The organism is Caldisalinibacter kiritimatiensis, assembly GCF_000387765.1.
GTDB classification, from domain to species: domain Bacteria; phylum Bacillota; class Clostridia; order Tissierellales; family Caldisalinibacteraceae; genus Caldisalinibacter; species Caldisalinibacter kiritimatiensis.
Window position 1 is genome coordinate 1 of sequence record NZ_ARZA01000161.1, and the last position, 799, is coordinate 799.

At 30.5% G+C, this 799-nt stretch carries 1 protein-coding gene; it reads left to right on the forward strand.

The genetic code is table 11. The features are described from left to right. Window positions 1-116 precede the first annotated feature (116 nt). Window positions 117-695 carry a hypothetical protein gene (locus L21TH_RS07350; protein ID WP_006313143.1) on the forward strand — a complete coding sequence of 193 codons (579 nt, stop codon included), beginning with the start codon at window positions 117-119 and terminating at the stop codon, window positions 693-695. Window positions 696-799: the final 104 nt, after the last annotated feature.

Below are 799 nucleotides of genomic sequence, written 5' to 3' on the forward strand. Positions count from 1 at the left end.
TGCCTTCGGGCATCTTTAATATTTTTTTGATAGTTTTGCCTACTTAAATTTTACTCTAAGGTGTCAATTTTGCTCTAAACTTTTGACACTACGTAAAAAAACAAGGGGGAAGAGTTATGAAAAAAATATTAATGTTAGGTTTATGTGCTATATTAACACTAAGCTCTATGATTGCTTACGCAACTGAAAATAATCAAAAAGATAGTAGTATATCAGCTACTGCAGTTATAATAATAAAAGGGGAAGAAAATATTAAAGCTTATGAAGAAGCAGGGATTATTAGAACACGTCCACATCTAAGATGTATATCTCCTGAATTAGAAGGAAATCAACTTTCAAACAATGATTTTTCAATACAAGGTACTAGTATACCTACTGATATTTGGGATTTAAACCAAAAGTCACGAGATTTTACTTATTCTTTTAGATCATATATATATTCAAACTATAAATATAAGCCCTGTCCAGATTCTATTTCATCTACTGGATATGCCATTTATCATATGTTTGAGCCTGACGCAGACCAAGAGATGAAAGTTACTACCTATGATTCAGATGGTTCCTATGTAACTAGTACAAATCTTATATTAGACGATAAAACTGCTTACGGACTTGCTGTTAAAAATGAACCACATTATTTTAAATATACGAGTATAAAAGGAACTACAATAAGTGGAACTGGTACAGTATATTAATAATAAATAGAAAATCTCACCAATATATAGGTGAGATTTTCTTGTTGTCTAGGAAAGTATAAAAAATTTTGATAAAATGAAGTGGGCGTAGCCCTGAGGAATCA

Bases quoted from the DNA above. Each gene is read 5' to 3' on its own strand.
- L21TH_RS07350 (WP_006313143.1), top strand. From the start codon at position 117: ATGAAAAAAATATTAATGTTAGGTTTATGTGCTATATTAACACTAAGC.